The following is a 16,012-nucleotide window of genomic DNA, read 5'->3' as shown; positions in this document are numbered from 1 at the left end:
TTGTATCGTGCTTACACACGCTGCCGCTGCATTAAATACAGCTGCTTCTCAAAATTATAGGATCAAGCCTCACGGGCAATTAGTACTGGTTAGCTTAACGCATTACTGCGCTTCCACACCCAGCCTATCAACGTCCTGGTCTCGAACGACCCTTCAGTGTGATCGAATCACAAGGGATATCTCATCTTGAGGCAAGTTTCACGCTTAGATGCTTTCAGCGTTTATCTCTTCCGTGCTTAGCTACCCGGCGATACGACTGGCGTCATAACCGGTACACCAGAGGCACGTCCACTCCGGTCCTCTCGTACTAGGAGCAGCCCCCCTCAAATATCCAACGCCCACGGCAGATAGGGACCAAACTGTCTCACGACGTTTTAAACCCAGCTCACGTACCACTTTAAATGGCGAACAGCCATACCCTTGGGACCGGCTACAGCCCCAGGATGTGATGAGCCGACATCGAGGTGCCAAACTCCCCCGTCGATATGAACTCTTGGGAGGAATCAGCCTGTTATCCCCAGAGTACCTTTTATCCGTTGAGCGATGGCCCTTCCATACAGAACCACCGGATCACTATGACCTGCTTTCGCACCTGCTCGACGTGTCAGTCTCGCAGTCAAGCCTTCTTTTGCCATTGCACTATCAACACGATGTCCGACCGTGTCTAGAAGACCTTCGTACTCCTCCGTTACACTTTAGGAGGAGACCGCCCCAGTCAAACTGCCCACCATGCACGGTCCCCGATCCCGATAAGGGACCCAGGTTAGAACCGCAACGACACCAGGCTGGTATTTCAACGTCGCCTCCACGAGAACTAGCGTCCTCGCTTCACAGGCTCCCAGCTATCCTACACAAGTCCCGTCACAGTCCAATGCAAAGCTACAGTAAAGGTTCATGGGGTCTTTCCGTCTAGCCGCGGGGAGATTGCATCTTCACAAACATTTCAACTTCGCTGAGTCTCGGGTGGAGACAGTGTGGCCATCGTTACGCCATTCGTGCGGGTCGGAACTTACCCGACAAGGAATTTCGCTACCTTAGGACCGTTATAGTTACGGCCGCCGTTTACCGGGGCTTCGATCAAGAGCTTGCACCCCATCAATTAACCTTCCGGCACCGGGCAGGCGTCACACCCTATACGTCCACTTTCGTGTTTGCAGAGTGCTGTGTTTTTAATAAACAGTCGCAGCCACCATTTCACTGCAACCCCATCGAGCTTCAAGAGCAAGTCTCTACACTCTACCGGGGCGCTCCTTCTCCCGAAGTTACGGAGCTAATTTGCCGAGTTCCTTCACCCGAGTTCTCTCAAGCGCCTTAGAATTCTCATCCTACCCACCTGTGTCGGTTTGCGGTACGGTTCTCGTTTACCTGAAGCTTAGTGGCTTTTCTTGGAAGCTTGGTATCAGTGACTTCGCTCTCAATGAGAGACCGTCATCATGCCTCAGCATTAACCCCCCGGATTTGCCTAAGGGATCTGCCTACACACTTAAACCGGGACATCCAACACCCGGATCACCTAACCTTCTCCGTCCCCACATCGCAGTAAACAAAAGTACGGGAATTTTAACCCGTTTCCCATCAGCTACGCATCTCTGCCTCACCTTAGGGGCCGACTCACCCTGCGCCGATGAACGTTGCGCAGGAAACCTTGGGTTTTCGGCGAGGGAGCTTTTCACTCCCTTTATCGCTACTCATGTCAGCATTCGCACTTCTGATATCTCCAGCATCCCTTACAGAACACCTTCACAGACTTACAGAACGCTCCTCTACCATATGTAATAAATTACATATCCGAAGCTTCGGTTACGTGCTTAGCCCCGTTACATCTTCCGCGCAGGACGACTCGACTAGTGAGCTATTACGCTTTCTTTAAAGGATGGCTGCTTCTAAGCCAACTTCCTAGCTGTCTATGCCTTCCCACATCGTTTTCCACTTAGCACGTCATTTGGGACCTTAGCTGTCGGTCTGGGTTGTTTCCCTCTTGACACCGGACGTTAGCACCCGATGTCTGTCTCCCATGCTCGCACTTCACGGTATTCGGAGTTTGCTATGCCGCAGTAAGTCGCAATGACCCCCACTAACATTACAGTGCTCTACCCCCGTGAGTGATACATGAGGCGCTACCTAAATAGCTTTCGAGGAGAACCAGCTATCTCCGGATTTGTTTAGCCTTTCACCCCTATCCACAGCTCATCCCCTAATTTTTCAACATTAGTGGGTTCGGACCTCCAGTGCGTGTTACCGCACCTTCATCCTGGCCATGGATAGATCATCCGGTTTCGGGTCTACGTCCCGCTACTATGCGCCCTATTAAGACTCGCTTTCGCTTCGCCTCCCCTATTCGGTTAAGCTCGCAACGGAACGTAAGTCGCTGACCCATTATACAAAAGGTACGCAGTCACCCCTGCTTCAAACACCCTCCGGGTGTTCTCGCAGGGCCACCGACGCTTTTCGCTTTCGCTCAAATCGCCAGTCACCCTCCTACTTCGAGCAAGCTTTTAAGGCTTACCCATTTCACTCCTTCTTAAACCTTTTGAGTCGCATCGCTACGCGATGCTCCTCGAAAGAATCTTAAAGGTGCTTGAAGCAGGGGCTCCCACTGTTTGTATGCATGCGGTTTCAGGATCTATTTCACTCCCCTCCCGGGGTTCTTTTCGCCTTTCCCTCACGGTACTGGTTCACTATCGGTCGACTACGAGTATTTAGCCTTGGAGGATGGTCCCCCCATGTTCAGACAGGATTTCACGTGTCCCGCCCTACTTGTCTCATGCCTAGTTCCACACTCTTGTTTTCGCGTACGGGGCTATCACCCACTATGGCCAGACTTTCCAGACTGTTCCACTAACAAAAATGCTAAATCATGAAGGCTCTTCCCAATTCGCTCGCCACTACTATGGGAATCTCGGTTGATTTCTTTTCCTCGAGCTACTTAGATGTTTCAGTTCACTCGGTTCGCTCTACCCGGCCTATGTATTCAGCCAGGAGTACCCTTACGGGTGGGTTCCCCCATTCAGAGATCTCCGGATCAAAGCTCTATTGCCAGCTCCCCGAAGCTTTTCGCAGGCTTACGCGTCTTTCATCGCCTGTAGTCGCCAAGGCATCCACCACATGCACTTAGTCGCTTGACCCTATAATTTTGAGGACTCGCCACACACAACCAAACAGGCTTGCGCACATCGAATCTCGCATTACAGGTGTGTTTGCTTGCCATACACCCAGGCTCGGCGCCTGACTGTATGGTTAATACAATCTCAACCCATGTTGGGATTTCGCTCAAGGAGGTATCGCCGAGGCGATACTTTCCCATCACAAATATCCCACCTTCTTCCAAATTTTTAAAGATCAGCCGTTACGCATAAAGCGTAAGAGCTAAAGCCTTGAGCCTCAGTTCTTACGATTCACTTTGATAGGTACTACTTTTATCCACCACCCAAGCGTCGATACGTCCGGAAGGTGGTGGAGGATGACGGGATCGAACCGACGACCCCCTGCTTGCAAAGCAGGTGCTCTCCCAGCTGAGCTAATCCCCCTCTGTCTTTCGATAGCCTTCGCATTGCTGCGTTGCTCGACACCTTGTGTGCACCAGCACACGGCGGTGTCTCGCGCCTTGCTCTGCTCGACTCTCGAAACCCAGAGGCCAATCAGGCAAACCGCCAAGCCACCACGCTGTCTGGTGGGCCTGGGAAGACTTGAACTTCCGACCCCACGCTTATCAAGCGTGTGCTCTAACCAACTGAGCTACAAGCCCGGCTAAAAATAACAACCGATAGGTGTGAGTGTTGAAGCGGCTTTCTCTAGAAAGGAGGTGATCCAGCCGCAGGTTCCCCTACGGCTACCTTGTTACGACTTCACCCCAGTCATGAAACCCACCGTGGTAAGCGCCCTCCTTGCGGTTAGGCTACCTACTTCTGGCAGATTCCACTCCCATGGTGTGACGGGCGGTGTGTACAAGACCCGGGAACGTATTCACCGCGGCATTCTGATCCGCGATTACTAGCGATTCCGACTTCATGCTCTCGAGTTGCAGAGAACAATCCGGACTACGATCGGCTTTCTGGGATTGGCTCCACCTCGCGGCTTGGCAACCCTCTGTACCGACCATTGTATGACGTGTGAAGCCCTACCCATAAGGGCCATGAGGACTTGACGTCATCCCCACCTTCCTCCGGTTTGTCACCGGCAGTCTCATTAGAGTGCCCTTGCGTAGCAACTAATGATAAGGGTTGCGCTCGTTGCGGGACTTAACCCAACATCTCACGACACGAGCTGACGACAGCCATGCAGCACCTGTGTTCCAATTCCCTTTCGGGCACTCCCGCATCTCTGCAGGATTCTGGACATGTCAAGGGTAGGTAAGGTTTTTCGCGTTGCATCGAATTAATCCACATCATCCACCGCTTGTGCGGGTCCCCGTCAATTCCTTTGAGTTTTAATCTTGCGACCGTACTCCCCAGGCGGTCAACTTCACGCGTTAGCTTCGTTACTAAGGGATTTCACTCCCCCAACAACCAGTTGACATCGTTTAGGGCGTGGACTACCAGGGTATCTAATCCTGTTTGCTACCCACGCTTTCGTACATGAGCGTCAGTGTTATCCCAGGGGGCTGCCTTCGCCATTGGTGTTCCTCCACATATCTACGCATTTCACTGCTACACGTGGAATTCCACCCCCCTCTGACACACTCTAGACTACCAGTTCAAAACGCCATTCCCAGGTTAAGCCCGGGGCTTTCACGTCTTGCTTAATAATCCGCCTGCGCACGCTTTACGCCCAGTAATTCCGATTAACGCTCGCACCCTACGTATTACCGCGGCTGCTGGCACGTAGTTAGCCGGTGCTTCTTCTGCCGGTACCGTCATTAGCACACAATATTAGTGCGTACCGTTTCGTTCCGGCTGAAAGAGCTTTACAACCCGAAGGCCTTCTTCACTCACGCGGAATGGCTGGATCAGGGTTGCCCCCATTGTCCAAAATTCCCCACTGCTGCCTCCCGTAGGAGTCTGGGCCGTGTCTCAGTCCCAGTGTGACGGATCATCCTCTCAGACCCGCTACTGATCGTCGCCTTGGTAGGCCTTTACCCCACCAACTAGCTAATCAGACGTCGGCCGCTCGAATAACGCAAGGTCTTGCGATCCCCTGCTTTCCCCCTCGGGGCGTATGCGGTATTAGCACAGCTTTCGCTGCGTTATCCCCCATTACTCGGTACGTTCCGACGCATTACTCACCCGTTCGCCACTCGCCACCAGGAGCAAGCTCCCGTGCTGCCGTTCGACTTGCATGTGTAAAGCATTCCGCCAGCGTTCAATCTGAGCCAGGATCAAACTCTTCAGTTCAATCTCTGCTATTACTTCAAATACTGCTTCGCTCAAACTCAAAATGAATTAACTTCAATTCAAGTGTGAGCATTTATGCTAGTTGCCAACCCAGCCTAAACCAGGCCAGCTACCGCAACAACACCCACACCTATCGGCTGTAAATTGTTAAAGATCAGTCTCTTATGACTTCGCATTCGTTGCGTTGCCGTTTCGAGAGGTGCGCATTCTACGTAGTTCACATAAAACGTCAACACTTATTTCGAAGTGGTTGCGGGGGCAGGATTTGAACCTACGACCTTCGGGTTATGAGCCCGACGAGCTGCCAGACTGCTCCACCCCGCGCCTGTCGCAATGTTTCGCGTCAATCGAGAAGCGAGACTATAGCAAAGACTCCCCGAGGACGTCAACACTTCTTCGGCTTTCCGATCAGGCCAGACTGCCCTGGAAGACGGATCCTCCAATGATTTCAACGCTGGCCATGCCAAACCATTCCCTCCCACCGGATGACGGGGCGGCGGCGATCCCACCACGTAAAATTGCCAGGCAGACAGGCGGTTGCCCTTGTCGCTACCATACAAGGCTTGCATGGACAGGGAGTTGAGTGTGCGCATGACCGAGTTTTCCCTTTCGCGCTTGCCGCGCATCGAGTTTGGCGCCTGCGTGCTGGCCAGATTACCAGCCCTTGCCCGCGGATATGGCGCGCATGCCTTGCTCGTCACCGGTGCCGGCTCGCTGAAAAGCTCGTCGTTCTGGCCGGCCGTGACGGCGGGGCTTAAAGCGCAGGGCATTTCGTGGCTGCACCTTGCCATCCCGGGCGAACCGTCGCCGCAGATGGTGGACGAGGCCGTGCGCGCCTTGCACCTGGAGCCCATCGATGTAGTCATCGGCATCGGCGGCGGCAGCGCGCTGGATGCCGCCAAGGCAATCGCCGGCCTGCTCAAGCCCGGCAATTCGGTGATGAATCATCTGGAAGGCGTGGGGCCCGAGTTACCGTACGCCGGCCCTGCCACCCCGTTCATCGCCGTACCGACCACGGCGGGCACCGGCTCGGAAGCGACCAAGAATGCGGTATTGAGCGTGCCGGGGATGGATGGCTTCAAGAAGTCCTTCCGCGATGAGAAACTGGTGGCGGAAGTCGCGCTGGTCGACCCGGATCTTTTGGCGACCTGCCCGCCTGCAGTCATCGCGGCGAACGGCATGGATGCCTTCACCCAGTTGCTGGAGTCCTTTGTCTCCAGCCGCGCCGCACCACTGACCGATTCGCTCGCCTGGGGCGGCATGAAGGCCGCGCGCGACGGCCTGCTGGCTTTATACGTGGGTGCCGGCGACGCCGTGGCGCGCGAGCGGATGGCGTACGCGGCGCTGGTGTCGGGCATCGCGCTGGCGCAGGTCGGGCTTGGTTCGGTACACGGACTGGCCGCGCCGCTGGGGGCATTCTTCCCGATTCCGCATGGCGTGGCGTGCGGCACACTGGTGGCGATGGCCACGCGCATCAATATCGAAGCGCTGCGCACGCGCGAACCGGCGCATCCGGCGCTGGGAAAATACGCGCAGGTGGGGCGGTTGCTGAGCAAACAAGGCCATCTGGACCAGGAAGCCGCCCATGTCGCCCTGATCGACACACTGGAAGCCTGGACCCACGCGCTTGGGCTGCCGACGCTGGCACATTACGGAGTGACACCGGCCGACATTCCGCGCATCGTGGCCGACAGCCGCGGTAGCAGCATGAAAACCAATCCGGTCTTGCTCGAGGACAGCGACATCGCAGCCATTCTCGCGGCGCGGATTTGACCATGCCGCGCTCAAGTTAAACGCACGCCATCCGCTATTCCTGCGACTCAATCATCTGGAGCACATCATGTCCGGCCTCCTGGTTTTTTTTATCGTGCTCGCCCTGCTCGCCGTTTTCGGCGTGTTCATCTTCAACCAATTGGTGACGCTGAAGCACAACGTCGGCAAGTCCTGGTCGAACATCGATATCCTGCTCAAACAGCGCCACGACGAACTGCCCAAACTGGTCGAGACCTGTAAGCAATACATGCAATTCGAGCAGGAAACGCTGGAGAAGGTGATGCAGGCGCGCAGCCAGGTGGCCAGCGCACGCGTATCGCACGACATTCCCGCGCTGGGGCAGGCCGAAGGCGCGCTGCGGCTCGGGTTGGGCAATCTGTTTGCGGTCGCCGAAGCCTATCCCGAGCTGAAAACCAACGAAACCTTCCAGCATCTGCAGGGGCGAATTACCGGGCTGGAAAACGCCATCGCCGACCGCCGTGAGTTTTACAACGACTCGGTCAACGTCAACAACGTGCGCGTCGAACAGTTCCCCGACACCGTCGTCGCGCGGCTGTTCGGCTTCCGCCAGTTTTCGCTGCTGCGGTTTGTCGCCGAGGAAAAGAAAGACATCGACCTGAAACAGCTCTTCAATAGCTGATGTTTTACACGTACGGGGCGGCCGAATGGCGGCACGATTACGCCAATCTCGTGCTGGGCGGCGGCAACCTGCTCATCCTGCTGCTCGGTTTCCAGTTGCACTCGCGCATCGGTTGGCAGATCAGTTTTACGCTGGTCGGGCTGACCAGCTTCTGGGCGTGGTACGCCAACCTCAAGCGCTACCGCGCCGTGGCAGACACGCCGACCTCGCGCATCGCCTCCGCGCCGCAAGGCTATATCGGGCTGGTCGGCCGCGGCCGGCAGCCGCCGGGCGCCGACCTGGTCAGCCCGCTCAGCGGTCTGCCCTGCCTGTGGTACCGCTACCGCGTTGAACGCAAAAACGGCAATCGCTGGGAACATGTCGAATCCGGCATCTCGCACGACACCTTCGGTATCAGCGATGGCAGCGGCATGGTCCTTGTCGACCCCGACGGCGCCGAAATCCTCACCTCACGCAAGCAGGTTTCAAACGCAGGGGGCTATCGCAAAACCGAGTGGACCTTGGTTGAAGGCGAAACTCTTTACGTCATCGGCGAGCACGTCACTCTCGGCGGCCCCAACGCCGTGCTCGACAAAAAAACCGATCTTTCCACCCTGCTGGCCGAATGGAAACGCGACAAGTCCGCCCTGCTGGAACGCTTCGACGCCAACCGCGACGGCGAAATCGGCCTCGACGAATGGGAGCGCGCGCGCCAGGCCGCATCCGATGAGGTCGACCTCGCCCATCTCGATATCCGCCTGAAAGACGGCATTCACCTCATGCGTCAGCCTGCGTACGGCCGCCCCTTCCTCATTGCCAACCGCGAAGTCACCGCACTGATGCGGCATTTTCGTCTGTGGAGCTGGGCGCATCTGGTGCTGATCATGGCCGCGCTGCTGGGCCTGACCTTCGTCGAGCGCACGCTCTGAATGACGCTTGCCCTGCCTGGCTTAGCGCCCTATAGTTGAGACACGGAGGACGCGCAATGAAACAGTTCATACCCGAAACGCCACCCGACTACGACCACACCCGCATCGTCGAGCGGCCCGATGGTTGTTACTGGATCGATGCCGATACCAGCGAGGAATATGGGCCTTTCCCGAGCATACTGGAAGCCGTGCAGGACATGGAATACAGTGCCGAAAGCGACTTTGAGCCCGGCGAAACGGTGGCAGAGGCCGAAGAGGAAATCGGCATATCCGACTGGATCGATCCCGACACCGGCGAACCCGGTGAAGGCGCTCACCGCCCGATAGAGTGAGGCCCGGCTGAGCCTGGCCGGACAGCTTTTTCCGGGGCCGCCGCCGCGGCACGCGCCTCACGTTCAAATAAATTATCGCAATACGGATCCCCGCCGCGCACCCACGCGAGCAGGCCGGCGAGCGGATACAACAGCAGCAACAATACGCCCCAGCGCTCGAACTGCCTGACATGCGCGCGCTCGTGCGCACGGGTTGCCGTCAGCGCGTCCAGCGACACGCCCACCACCACATGGCCCAGCGTGATCGCCGCCACCGCGCCGCTGAACGGCAAGCTCCGCCTTAACACCCATGCCGGCCAGCCACCCGCGGCCTCCAGCACGCCATCCACCCGCAGCAGGGCGCCGCCGCTGCCGCGCGCGATGAACGCCACCAGCATGCCAAGCAGGGTCACCGGAAATGCCCACAGATAAAGCAGGACCCGCAGCATTCAGGCGTCGATCGCACCCGCGAACCAGCGTACTTCCGGCAGGCCCTGGCGCACAAAATGTGCCCGCGCCCGATCCAGCTGCGCTGCGGTGCCCGCTGCATAAACGTCGAAGCGATGCAGGTCGGGGTAATCCAGCACGATGGCCTCCAGCACAGCGTCGAGGTCATCGGGCTGCGCATGGGGCACGTAATTGAAATTGTCCAGCGCATCGGCCCAGGTACGGCACAGATTGTCCTGATAATGGCCGGCCTCGTCGGCCACCCAGTGCAGGTCGATCGATTCGGCCAGTTCCAGCGACATCGCGTGCTGGACCAGACTCTTGATCGGCGCGAAGCCGATACCGAAGGCAAGAAAAATCACCGGCCGCGGCGAATCTTCATCCAGCACGAATTCGCCGAACGGGCCTTCCAACGCGACCGTATCGCCAGCTTTCAGCGCGGTGAACACCGCGTCGGCCAGCACATCACCGGGGCGATGCGGAATCTGCAATTCTATATTGCGGTCTTCGCACGGACAGCTGGCAATGGCGTATCGCCCGCGGCCGCCATCGATCGACACCTCAATGCTTTGCCCGCCGAGATATCGCAGACGCTGACTGCGCGGCGTCAGAATATGCAGTGCGGCCATCTGTGGATTGAATATTTCCACCGACTTGACCTTGGCGCTGATCTGCTGCACCGGAATGGCGTGCGCGCCTTCCACGTTGGTCTCGATCACCACATCGTTCACCGGCGCATACGCGCACAGCAGAATCACCCCGGCATCCTTATCGGCCTGCTTCATCATGTAGTCGTAGGCACGGACTTTTTTTACCTCGCCCGAAACCAGCCGTGCCTTGCACTCCCCGCAGTTGCCGTTGCTGCAGCCGTAGTTGAGCGAAATGCCGTTGCGCAGCGCAGCATCGAGCAACGTGTCGTTGCCCTCCACAATGAATTCGTGGCCGCTTGGCTGGATGGTGACATGGGCTGACATGACTTTAAGTATCCTTTCCTGTGCAATCGCTGCCTGCGCCAGCAGCGCATCGGGCGGCATTTCGGCCAGGTTGCGCAGCAGAAATGCGCGCACGCTGTGTAGCGCATGATGTGTTTCGGCGCTGGCTTCTTCGTCGAATTCGTCGATCTTTTCGTCCAGCCAGGCCATCACGTTACCGTAATGCAGTAACAGGGTCCTGGCCGCGGCATACTCGTCGCCCAACTCTGTGAGCCGTGCCGCCAGCACTTCCTTGTCCGGCAACACGTTTTCGTACACCCGTTTGGCAAACGCCTTGTCCTTGATTTCCTGAACCCGGCGAAACTCTGCGTCGTCATCCCACTTCACATCGGGAAACATACGCAGCAACTCGTCGAGCTCGACCATGCCATCGAAGGTCGCCAGCAGACCGCTGCGGATCACTTCCTGCAGCTTATGACGCGGCTGATTGATCAGCTTGGCCACACGGGAAAGCGGGAGTAAATGACTCATGGGATCATGTTACTACGTGTTTCTGACGGACAGAATCGGCAATCCACCGGGTTCCGGATCCCGATTCGCTTGCCTGGTGCTTCTGCCAATACAATCGCACCACGCTCTAATTACACGATGTTCCATCGCACCATGCCTTCAGTCACCACCCGCCCCTGCCCCGCCGACGCCCGCACCGCCCTCGAACAGGCCGGCCTCGCGCCCGCCTGGGCGCGTCTGTATGCCGCACGCGGCGTCACCCATCCCGAGCAGATCGCGCACCGACTGCCGCAGTTGCTGCCGCCCGTCGGGCTGCTGCACGTCGAACGGGCTGCCGCGCTGCTGGCCGACGCCATCGCCGCAAACAAGCGCCTGCTCATCATCGCCGACTACGACGCCGATGGCGCCACCGCCTGCGCGGTCGGTGTGCGCGGCCTGCGCCTGCTCGGCGCACAGGTCGATTTTCTGGTGCCCAACCGGCTCGAACATGGCTACGGCCTCACCCCCGACATCGTCAAACTCGCCGCCGCGCGCCGGCCCGATCTGATCGTCACCGTCGACAACGGCATCGCCGCCGTCGACGGCGTGGCGGCGGCGAACGCGCTCGGCATCCCGGTGCTGGTCACCGACCATCACCTGCCCGGCGACGCCTTACCGGATGCCGCCTGCATCGTCAACCCCAGCCAGCCGGGCTGCGGCTTCGCCTCAAAGAACCTGGCTGGGGTTGGGGTAATGTTTTATGTATTGCTGGCGCTGCGCGCCGAACTGCGCCAGCGCGGCGCGTATGCGCAGCAGCCCGAACCCGACTTGCGCGCACTGCTCGACCTGGTCGCCCTCGGCACCGTCGCCGACGTCGTCAGGCTCGACGCCAACAACCGCACCCTGATCGAAAACGGTCTGGCGCGGATGCGCGCGGGCAAGGCCAGCGCCGGCATCAACGCGCTATTCCGCGCCGCCGGACGCGACCCCGCGCGCGCCACCGTGTTCGATCTCGGTTTCATGCTCGGCCCGCGGCTCAACGCCGCTGGCCGCATCGACGACATGGCGCTCGGCATCGAATGCCTGCTGACCGACGATCCCGCCACCGCGCAGCAGCTGGCGCAGCAGCTCGACACCCTCAACCGGACGCGGCGCGACGTCGAAGCCGACATGCTGGAGGAGGCGCTCGCCATCCTCGCCAGCTTCAACCCCTCCGACAGCCACAGCCTCACCGCGTATCAGCCCGGCTGGCACATCGGCGTCATCGGCATCCTCGCCTCAAGGCTGAAAGATAAGTTCCACCGCCCCACCATCGTGCTGGCCAGCAATGAAAATGGCGGAACGGGAGAGTCGGGTGAACTCAAGGGTTCCGGCCGCTCCATCCCCGGCCTGCACCTGCGCGACGCGCTCGATCTGATCGACAAACGCCATCCCGGCCTCATCCTCAAATTCGGCGGTCACGCCATGGCGGCCGGGCTCAGCCTTTCCACCGGCCGTCACGAAGAATTCAGCCGGGCGTTCGAGACCGTGGTACGCGAGCTGATCGACCCCGCCGACCTCGAAGGTGTAATCGAAACCGACGGCGAACTCGACGCCACCGACCACAGCTACCAACTCGCCATCGAGCTGGACCACGCCGTCTGGGGACAGGGCTTCCCCGCCCCGCTGTTTTGCGCCACCTTCGATGTTGTGGCACAGCGCGTCGTCGGCGAAAAGCATCTCAAGCTCAAACTCGCGCGCGAAGGCGAGGTGTTCGATGCCATGCGCTTCTTCCACCCCGATCCGCTGCCCGACCGCATCCGCGCCGTCTACGCCCTCATGCCCAACGAATACAATGGTCAGCAATCGCTGCAGCTAAAGCTGCAACACTGGGAACCCGCGGGGGAATAGTTACAAGATTCAAGTGACAAGCCACAAGGCGATCCTGGCTTGACCTAAAGCGCGTAGCCCTTGGGGCCTGCAACTTGAATCTTGAATCTCGCCTCTCAGGCGTATCCCTCCGGATTGCCCTGCTGCCAGCGCCAGGCATCCGCGCACATACGCGGCAAGTCGTATTCCGCGCGCCAGCCCAGGTCACGCGCGGCCCGCGAGGGATCGGCCCAGCATTGCGCCACGTCTCCCGCGCGCCGCGCGACGATCCGGTATGGCACCGGCTTCCCGCTCGCCGCTTCGAACGCATGCACCATATCGAGCACGCTCACGCCGCGGCCAGTGCCCAGGTTCCAGGTCTGCACCCCGCCCAGCTTCAGCAGCGTGTTCAGCGCCGCCACATGCCCGCGCGCCAGATCGACCACATGGATGTAATCGCGCACCCCGGTGCCGTCGGGCGTCGGGTAGTCGCCGCCGAACACACTGAGTTGCGGGCGGCGCCCCACCGCCACCTGCGCCACATAGGGCATCAGATTGTTGGGGACACCGCGCGGGTCTTCACCGATCAGACCCGACTCGTGCGCGCCCACCGGATTGAAATAGCGCAACAGCGCAATTTTCCAGCCCGCGTCCGCAAGCGCAATATCGCGTAGCATTTCTTCGATGAAGAGCTTGGAGCGGCCATAGGGATTGGTCGCCGACAGCGGAAAATCCTCGGTGATCGGCACCGTCGCCGGGTCGCCATACACCGTGGCGGACGACGAGAACACCACCGATTTCACGCCGGCAGCAGTCATTTCCTCGAACAGCACAATGCTGCCCGCGATGTTGTTGTCGTAATACAGGATCGGTTTTTCCACCGACTCGCCCACCGCCTTCAGCCCGGCAAAATGCACCACCGCGTCAATCTCATGCCGGGCGAACAATGCGCGCAGCGCCGCGCGCTCGCGGATATCGCCCTGCACGAACGTCACCGATTTGCCCGCAATCTGCGCCACCCGGTCCAGCGACTTCACGCTGCTGTTCGACAGGTTGTCGAACACCACCACCTCGTGCCCCGCTGCCAGGCATTCCACTGCGGTATGCGACCCGATATAACCTGCCCCGCCGGTCAATAGAACTTTCAAATTTATCTCCCCCATTTTTTCTGTTTTTTTAATTGGTTATGTCACTGTTGGCTGTCGAAGTTATGTTTTGCCCCCTCTGATGAAATCCCTACCCTGCGGCATTCCGCAGGTGGCCCCGAGGGCGACTTCAACCGCGATGCGCCGCAAGGCGCAAAGAGCAAATGCTCGCCAGGATCTTGCCGCGCCACCTTTGCGGGTTCCCGCCCGCATCGCGGCTGAAGCCGCTCCACAGGGCTGGCCAACACCAACAAAACGGTGAAAGAGCCTTTTTAATTATGCTGCACGACATGAGGCCAGTTCATCGCGCATGCAATTCACAAACCCGTGGTGAAGTCCTGATAGGCGCGCGCCAATCCTTCGCGCATATCCGTTCTCGCCGTCCAGCCCATCGCATTCAGCCGCCCCACATCCATCAGCTTGCGCGGGGTGCCATCAGGCTTGCTAGGGTCGAATTCGAGTTTGCCCGGATAGCCCACCACGTCTTTCACGGTCTCGGCCAGTTCGCGGATGGTCAGGTCGTGGCCGACGCCGATGTTCATCAGCGGCGGCAAGCCGTCGTTACGGTCCTGTCCCAGCAGCGGAACGAACTGTTCGTCCGGCAGGTTCATCAGATAGACGCAGGCGTCGGCCATGTCTTCGCTGTAAAGGAATTCGCGCCTGGGGGTACCGCTTCCCCAGACACTGACGCTCGGCGCATTCGCCAGCTTCGCTTCGTGAAAGCGGCGGATCAGCGCGGGGATGACGTGGGAATTTTCCGGATGGTAATTGTCGCCCGGGCCATACAGATTGGTCGGCATGACAGCGAGATACTGGGTTTTGTATTGCCGGTTGTAGCTCCAGCACATCTCGATGCCGGCGATCTTGGCCAGGGCATAGGGGCGGTTGGTGGGTTCAAGCTCGCCGGTGAGCAGGTACTCTTCCTTCATCGGCTGCGGCGCCAGCTTGGGGTAGATGCAGCTGGAACCGAGAAACAACAGGCGCCTGACGTTATTCTTATACGCGGCGTGAATGATGTTGGTCTGGATGGCGAGGTTGTCGCGGATGAATTCGGCTGGATAGGTATTATTGGCGTGGATACCGCCGACCCTGGCGGCGGCGAGAAAGACGTAGTCGGGTTTCTCGGCGGCGAAGAAGGCCTCGACCGCTGCCTGACTGATGAGGTCGAGCTCGGCGTGGGTGCGGGTAACGAAGTTATCGAAGCCCCTGATGCGCAGGTTGCGTATGAGGGCGGAGCCGACCAGACCGCGGTGGCCAGCGATGTAGATTTTAGAATCTAGTTTCAAGTTACAAGTCCCAAGTTACAAGTCTCAAGTCGCAAGTTACAAGGAGAGGTCTTGGAACTTGGGAGAAAGATGAAGGAAAGAGGTCGCGCAATTTTTGCGGTGGCTTGACCCCGCAACCTGACGTGACCCGCAGAACTGACTCGAACCCCGGATTGTTTCCATAGAGCGCGCACGTCAAACAGGCCGTTGGCGACTTGTCGCTTCCAGGCACTTTCAGTTCTGGCACCCGCCACCTTCCGCTTTCAAGTGTAATTCGAAAGGAGTCGGTATGGAACTCTGGTAGCCATCCATAAACGCGTTATCGGACTGGATGTTCATCAGGCGTAAATCACGGCCTACGCCATTGTCGAAGAGCCTGACGGAACGACGCGTATTGAGCAACGACAATTTGATGCGGTCAAGCGTGCATTGATTGAAATGTGGCATTGCAAGACCTGGCCCTGAAGTGCTGGCGGAACTGACCCACGGCGGCACCTGGGAAAACGGTGGCCCTTATTGTTGCTACTATTGTTACCAGCTAAAAGACGTCTTTTTAATTCGCCAAAAGGAGCGCAACGTGAACACACGGTATTTCATCACCGCCTTGGGACTCATGTTTTTTGTGACGGTTCCTTCGGTCAGTTTTGCACAGGGCAAAGCGCTGATCACTTCGCCAACAGATGGTGCCACCCTGGACGGGATGGACGAGAACCGGCTCGCCTATGAGGTGGTGCACGGCCCGCGCGGTGATCACGCCCATCTCTATGTCGACAACAAGGAGGTGGCGATATTGCGCAAGTCCAAGGGCAGCTATTTGCTGGAAACCCTGTCATCCGGCAAGCACAGCCTCTGTGTCAAGGTGGTGAACAAGGCCCATGTGCCCATTGGCATTGAACAGTGCATCCAGGTCACGGTGAAATAAGC

10 protein-coding genes, 3 tRNA genes, 2 rRNA genes and 1 pseudogene are annotated in these 16,012 nt (G+C 58.5%); 7 read left to right on the top strand and 9 right to left on the bottom strand.

Translation table 11 applies throughout. The annotated features are described in order from the left end of the window. Positions 1-58 precede the first annotated feature (58 nt). From ACZ41T_RS15740 to ACZ41T_RS15720, 5 genes are all read right to left on the bottom strand, one after another. Positions 59-3,125, bottom strand: a 23S ribosomal RNA gene (locus ACZ41T_RS15740). A 326-nt stretch (positions 3,126-3,451) separates the two neighbouring features. Beyond that, positions 3,452-3,527: transfer RNA gene (locus tag ACZ41T_RS15735), tRNA-Ala, on the bottom strand. A gap of 141 nt (positions 3,528-3,668) precedes the next feature. Next, positions 3,669-3,745, bottom strand: a tRNA-Ile gene (locus tag ACZ41T_RS15730). A 50-nt stretch (positions 3,746-3,795) separates the two neighbouring features. Next, a 16S ribosomal RNA gene (locus ACZ41T_RS15725) occupies positions 3,796-5,330 on the bottom strand. Together the 16S and 23S rRNA genes with 3 tRNA genes alongside form the textbook arrangement of a ribosomal RNA operon. A 247-nt stretch (positions 5,331-5,577) precedes the next feature. After that, positions 5,578-5,654: transfer RNA gene (locus tag ACZ41T_RS15720), tRNA-Met, on the bottom strand. A gap of 267 nt (positions 5,655-5,921) precedes the next feature. Between ACZ41T_RS15720 and ACZ41T_RS15715 the strand changes: the two genes are divergently transcribed. The 4 genes from ACZ41T_RS15715 (at position 5,922) to ACZ41T_RS15700 (ending at position 8,983) form a co-directional block, all read left to right on the top strand. Next, positions 5,922-7,103, top strand: a complete 1,182-nt coding sequence (locus ACZ41T_RS15715) for an iron-containing alcohol dehydrogenase (protein ID WP_464922293.1) — start codon at positions 5,922-5,924, stop codon at positions 7,101-7,103. A 67-nt stretch (positions 7,104-7,170) separates the two neighbouring features. Next, positions 7,171-7,743: a LemA family protein gene (locus ACZ41T_RS15710; RefSeq protein WP_464922292.1), complete on the top strand. Its 573-nt coding sequence runs from the start codon at positions 7,171-7,173 to the stop codon at positions 7,741-7,743. Further along, positions 7,743-8,651 (top strand): hypothetical protein, encoded by a 909-nt coding sequence (locus ACZ41T_RS15705; protein WP_464922291.1) that lies wholly within the window; start codon positions 7,743-7,745, stop codon positions 8,649-8,651. Before ACZ41T_RS15710 ends, ACZ41T_RS15705 begins: the two co-directional genes overlap by 1 nt. A 56-nt stretch (positions 8,652-8,707) precedes the next feature. Further along, the gene (locus ACZ41T_RS15700; RefSeq protein WP_464922290.1) at positions 8,708-8,983 is read left to right on the top strand and encodes a hypothetical protein; all 276 of its coding nucleotides are present in this window, start codon (positions 8,708-8,710) and stop codon (positions 8,981-8,983) included. Here the strand turns inward: ACZ41T_RS15700 and ACZ41T_RS15695 are convergent. Further along, a complete protein-coding gene (locus ACZ41T_RS15695) occupies positions 8,965-9,411 on the bottom strand; it encodes a hypothetical protein (protein WP_464922289.1) in 447 nt (148 codons plus the stop codon). The two genes, ACZ41T_RS15700 and ACZ41T_RS15695, sit on opposite strands and share 19 nt — an antisense overlap. After that, positions 9,412-10,872, bottom strand: coding sequence for a 2Fe-2S iron-sulfur cluster-binding protein (locus ACZ41T_RS15690; protein WP_464922288.1), 1,461 nt, complete (start codon positions 10,870-10,872; stop codon positions 9,412-9,414). Between the two features lie 132 nt (positions 10,873-11,004). Between ACZ41T_RS15690 and recJ the strand changes: the two genes are divergently transcribed. Next, entirely contained in the window at positions 11,005-12,720 is a 1,716-nt protein-coding gene (recJ, locus tag ACZ41T_RS15685; RefSeq protein WP_464922287.1) for a single-stranded-DNA-specific exonuclease RecJ, read from the top strand. Positions 12,721-12,815: 95 nt separating this feature from the next. Here the strand turns inward: recJ and galE are convergent, their stop codons facing one another. Next, entirely contained in the window at positions 12,816-13,841 is a 1,026-nt protein-coding gene (gene galE, locus ACZ41T_RS15680; protein ID WP_464922286.1) for a UDP-glucose 4-epimerase GalE, read from the bottom strand. Between the two features lie 299 nt (positions 13,842-14,140). Further along, on the bottom strand, positions 14,141-15,109 hold the full coding sequence (locus ACZ41T_RS15675) for a GDP-L-fucose synthase family protein (protein ID WP_464922285.1): 969 nt from the start codon (positions 15,107-15,109) through the stop codon (positions 14,141-14,143). Between the two features lie 276 nt (positions 15,110-15,385). Between ACZ41T_RS15675 and ACZ41T_RS15670 the strand changes: the two are divergent. After that, positions 15,386-15,514: pseudogene (locus ACZ41T_RS15670) on the top strand (IS110 family transposase); the annotation flags it as partial. A 40-nt stretch (positions 15,515-15,554) separates the two neighbouring features. Beyond that, a complete protein-coding gene (locus tag ACZ41T_RS15665) occupies positions 15,555-16,010 on the top strand; it encodes a hypothetical protein (RefSeq protein ID WP_464922284.1) in 456 nt (151 codons plus the stop codon). The last annotated feature ends 2 nt before the right edge of the window (positions 16,011-16,012 follow it).

Source organism: Thiobacillus thiophilus (assembly GCF_055378705.1).
This window is presented reverse-complemented; position numbering and strand designations above follow the sequence as displayed.

Coding starts and splice junctions, on each gene's coding strand:
- ACZ41T_RS15715 (WP_464922293.1), top strand. CDS start 5,922: ATGACCGAGTTTTCCCTTTCGCGCTTGCCGCGCATCGAGTTTGGCGCC.
- ACZ41T_RS15710 (WP_464922292.1), top strand. CDS start 7,171: ATGTCCGGCCTCCTGGTTTTTTTTATCGTGCTCGCCCTGCTCGCCGTT.
- ACZ41T_RS15705 (WP_464922291.1), top strand. CDS start 7,743: ATGTTTTACACGTACGGGGCGGCCGAATGGCGGCACGATTACGCCAAT.
- ACZ41T_RS15700 (WP_464922290.1), top strand. CDS start 8,708: ATGAAACAGTTCATACCCGAAACGCCACCCGACTACGACCACACCCGC.
- ACZ41T_RS15695 (WP_464922289.1), bottom strand. CDS start 9,411: ATGCTGCGGGTCCTGCTTTATCTGTGGGCATTTCCGGTGACCCTGCTT.
- ACZ41T_RS15690 (WP_464922288.1), bottom strand. CDS start 10,872: ATGAGTCATTTACTCCCGCTTTCCCGTGTGGCCAAGCTGATCAATCAG.
- recJ (WP_464922287.1), top strand. CDS start 11,005: ATGCCTTCAGTCACCACCCGCCCCTGCCCCGCCGACGCCCGCACCGCC.
- galE (WP_464922286.1), bottom strand. CDS start 13,841: ATGGGGGAGATAAATTTGAAAGTTCTATTGACCGGCGGGGCAGGTTAT.